This is a genomic window from Promicromonospora kroppenstedtii DSM 19349 (genome assembly GCF_000515355.1).
In the GTDB taxonomy this organism is placed as follows: domain Bacteria; phylum Actinomycetota; class Actinomycetes; order Actinomycetales; family Cellulomonadaceae; genus Promicromonospora; species Promicromonospora kroppenstedtii.
Genome location: NZ_KI911678.1, coordinates 67,268 through 70,707 on the forward strand (window position 1 = coordinate 67,268; position 3,440 = coordinate 70,707).

Here is a 3,440-nt window from a genome sequence, read left to right on the forward strand (position 1 = left end):
CGCCGCGGGCGTGCCGGGTGCCGCGAGACCGACGCCGGACCAGGCGCCCCCAGGCCTCGCCCAGCTCACTCCGCGCGAGCGCGAGGTGCTGGAGCTCGTGGGCACCGGGCTGTCGAACGCCGAGATCGCCTCGACCCTGTTCCTCGGCGAGGCGACGATCAAGACGCACGTCTCGAACGTGCTGTCCAAGCTGCACCTGCGCGACCGGGTCCAGGCGGTGGTCCTGGCCCACCGGGTGGGCCTGGTCTGAACTGATGTCACCGGTCGCTGACATGGTGAGGGCATGTCAACGATCGGTGATCTGGTTCGACGGCGCCTTCATCGGAACGCTGGATCAGGCGGACGACGGGTCGCTGCGGTTTCGGTATGACGATGCGTATCGGTCCGCGCCGGGAGCCACTCCTTTGTCCGTCTCGCTTCCTCTCCTCGTCCAGGACCATGCTGATGCGAGCGTCCGACCCTGGATCGACAACCTGCTGCCGGACAACGACGACGTGCGTGTCCGATGGGCACGGGAGTTCGACGAGCGCCGCGTCACGGCGTTCAACCTGCTCAAGCACATGGGGGTGGACTGTGCGGGTGCGGTTCAGTTCCTGCGTGACGGCGAGACGTTCGACAGCGCCGGTGACTTCGTCCCGCTCGACGACGGCGAGATCGCGGCGCACCTCCGGGCGCTCCGGCGGGACGACAGTGCATGGGACTTTGAGGAGACCGGCGGCAGGTGGTCGCTCGGTGGTCAGCAGGGCAAGTTCGCGCTGGCCCGGGGCGTCGACGGAGGGTGGGGGCTGCCAACGGGCCGCGTGCCCAGTACCCACATCTTCGCTCAGGTGATCGACGAGGCGGGCGCTGCGATCAGCGCTCCGGTGCGCAAGCAGTTCAAGGATGGCATCGCGGGCCTGAACCGGAGCCTCAAACCCGTGTAGCCGGCCGCGCAAGCTCCTGGGGCCCAGGCAATTCCCGGGCATGATGATCGGTAGGGTCATCATGAAAGCGGGGTCCGCCACCGGACCCCGCTTTCATCTTTCCGGTGAATTCCCGAAAAGGGACTATTCAACCTATTTCGCGGAAGGGCTGGCGGAAGGCTCCGGCGACGGGCTCGTCGACGGTTCCGTGGACGGGCTCGCCGAGGGCTCCGGGGACGGGCTGTCCGATGGCGTCGGCGTGGGCGACGGCTCGGGGGTCGGCCGCGACGTGGGCTCGACGGTCGGCGGGTCGGTGGGCTCCTCCGACGGCGGGTCCGACGGCTCAGGGGTCGGCTCCGGCGTGGGAGTCGGCTCCGGAGTTGGGGTGGGGGTCGGCGTCGGCGTGGGCTTCGGCGTCGGAGTCGGCCTCTGGGTGGGCGGGTCCGTCGGCTCGGGCGTGGGCTTGACGGTCGGCTTCGCCGGCCGGACGGGGGTGGTCCCGCCGCCGGTGCCGCCGCCCTGCCCGGGCGCGAACGACGGGGGCCGGTAGGTCTCGCGGGGCCGTTCCCGCACGGGTTCCTGCGCGGGCTCGCGCGCGGGCGGCGGCGTATAGGTGAACGGGTTCCCCTGCGCCGCGGGCTTGCCGTGGACGTCCACGGTGCCCTTCTCGCCGGAGCTCACCACCGGCTCGCGCTTCAGCATCATCGGCGGCAGCCCCTGCGTGGTGTCGGGCAGCGCGGCCCCGGCCGACGTGAGCCGACCCTGGTCCTTGCCCGCCGGCTGCACCGCGACGGCACCCATGATTCCGGCAGTCAGCACCAAGGCTGCCGCCGCCCCTGTGACGAACAATCGCTTGCGCACGCTTCGCTCCCCCTGCGGGTTCAGTTGTTGCCCGGTGCCCCTCGGCCGGACGCTCCGGTCCGTGGGGACCGGGTGCGCGTCCTCCGCCGGAATGTGTGACGCATTCCGGCGGGGACGGGCATTTCGAACAGTTCAGCGCCGCTCTTGTGCCGAACGGCGTTCCGGACGGGACAATACGTGGCAGAACGTCAACGGCAACCGGGGCGTGTAATACCAGGTCAAAGCGCGCAGGAGAGGTCACGGTGTGCAGGCTGATCGGCAGAATGTCACGTGATCGGCAACTCGAAATACCGATCATGTGACATTCTGCCGATCATCCGAATCCCGGGCGGCGCCCCGGAACGCACCCCCGCACCGGCGCAGTTCCGGCCTGGGGCGGAGCGCGGTTCCGCCTTGCGGCGGATCCCGCCGCCGCCGTCGGCCCCTTAGCGTGACGGTCATGAGCGATCTGGAGGTGCGGGACCTGACCCGCGTGTTCGCCTCGGGCGACACACCCCGGCGGGCGGTGGACGGCGTGAGCTTCACCGCGACGTCGGGCCTGCTCACGGGGTTCGTCGGCGGGAACGGCGCCGGCAAGACGACGACCATGCGGATGATCATGGGCGTCCTGGCGATCACGAGTGGCGAGGTGCTGTTCGACGGCGCCCCGGTCACCCGGCACGACCGCCGCGAGTTCGGCTACATGCCCGAGGAACGCGGCCTCTACCCCAAGCAGCCCGTGCTGGACCAGCTCGTCTACCTGGCGCGCCTGCGCGGTATCGACGCGCCCGCCGCCCGTCGTGAGGTGCTGGAGCACCTCGAGCGGCTGGGGCTGGCCGGACGAGCCAAGGACCACGTGGAGAAGCTGTCGCTCGGCAACCAGCAGCGGGTGCAGATCATCGCGGCGGTCATGGGGCAGCCCAAGGCACTCGTCCTGGACGAGCCGTTCAGCGGGCTCGACCCCGCGGCCGTCGACGCGATGGCCGACCTGCTGCGCGAGCACACCCGGCGCGGCGTGCCCGTGCTGTTCAGCTCGCACCAGCTCGACCTCGTGGAGCGGCTGTGCGAGCGGCTCGTCATCCTCGGCGGCGGGCAGGTCCTCGCGGACGGCACCCCCGACGACCTGCGTGCCAAGGGGGTCACCCGGCACCGGCTCGTGCTCGCGGGCGACGCCGGGTTCGTGCGCGACGTGCCGGGGGTGCTCGCCGTCGACGTCGACGGTTCGTCCGCTCTGGTCGAGGTGCACGACGCCGCCGCGGCCACCCGCCTGCTGTCCACCGCGCTGGAGCGCGGCGCCGTCCAGGAGTTCTCCCCGGTGCGGCCCACGCTGGCTCAGATCTACCGGGAAGTGACCTCATGAGCAGTGCATGGATGCTGGTGGCGACCCGCGAGATCGTGGTGCGGGCGCTCAACAAGGGGTTCCTGATCGGCCTCGCGGTCACCGTGGCGATGATCGGCGGCCTGATCGGCTTCAGCGCCTACATGGACAGCCGCACCGACTCGTTCGACGTCGCCGTCGTGACCGGGGACGAGGCGGCCCTGACGGCCGCCGAGTCGGCTCGCGAGGAGGCCGCGACGGCGGACGAGGGGATCGAGCTCACCGTCCTCCGGGTGGACGACGCCGCGGCGGCCGAGGCCGCCCTCGAGGACGAGACCGCCGACGCCTGGCTCAGCTCCGGCACGACCGGCGCGACGGCC

At 71.2% G+C, this 3,440-nt stretch carries 4 protein-coding genes and 1 pseudogene; 4 read left to right on the plus strand and 1 reads right to left on the minus strand.

Features of this window, described 5'->3' with window-relative positions; all coding sequences use genetic code 11:
* Together PROKR_RS14215 and PROKR_RS14220 are read left to right on the plus strand one after the other, a co-directional pair.
* The coding region (locus PROKR_RS14215; RefSeq protein ID WP_169736435.1) for a response regulator transcription factor at nt 1-250 on the plus strand (250 nt) is incomplete at its 5' end.
* A gap of 46 nt (nt 251-296) precedes the next feature.
* Entirely contained in the window at nt 297-923 is a 627-nt protein-coding gene (locus PROKR_RS14220) for a HipA N-terminal domain-containing protein (protein ID WP_051432996.1), read from the plus strand.
* Nucleotides 924-1,055: 132 nt separating this feature from the next.
* Here the strand turns inward: PROKR_RS14220 and PROKR_RS14225 are convergent, their stop codons facing one another.
* Nucleotides 1,056-1,763, minus strand: coding sequence for a hypothetical protein (locus tag PROKR_RS14225; protein WP_157602085.1), 708 nt, complete (start codon nt 1,761-1,763; stop codon nt 1,056-1,058).
* 439 nt (nt 1,764-2,202) lie between these two features.
* Between PROKR_RS14225 and PROKR_RS14230 the strand changes: the two genes are divergently transcribed.
* The gene (locus PROKR_RS14230; RefSeq protein WP_036964298.1) at nt 2,203-3,102 is read left to right on the plus strand and encodes an ABC transporter ATP-binding protein; all 900 of its coding nucleotides are present in this window, start codon (nt 2,203-2,205) and stop codon (nt 3,100-3,102) included.
* A pseudogene (locus PROKR_RS34970) lies at nt 3,099-3,440 on the plus strand (hypothetical protein); the annotation flags it as partial. The gene PROKR_RS14230 and the pseudogene PROKR_RS34970, both read left to right, overlap by 4 nt.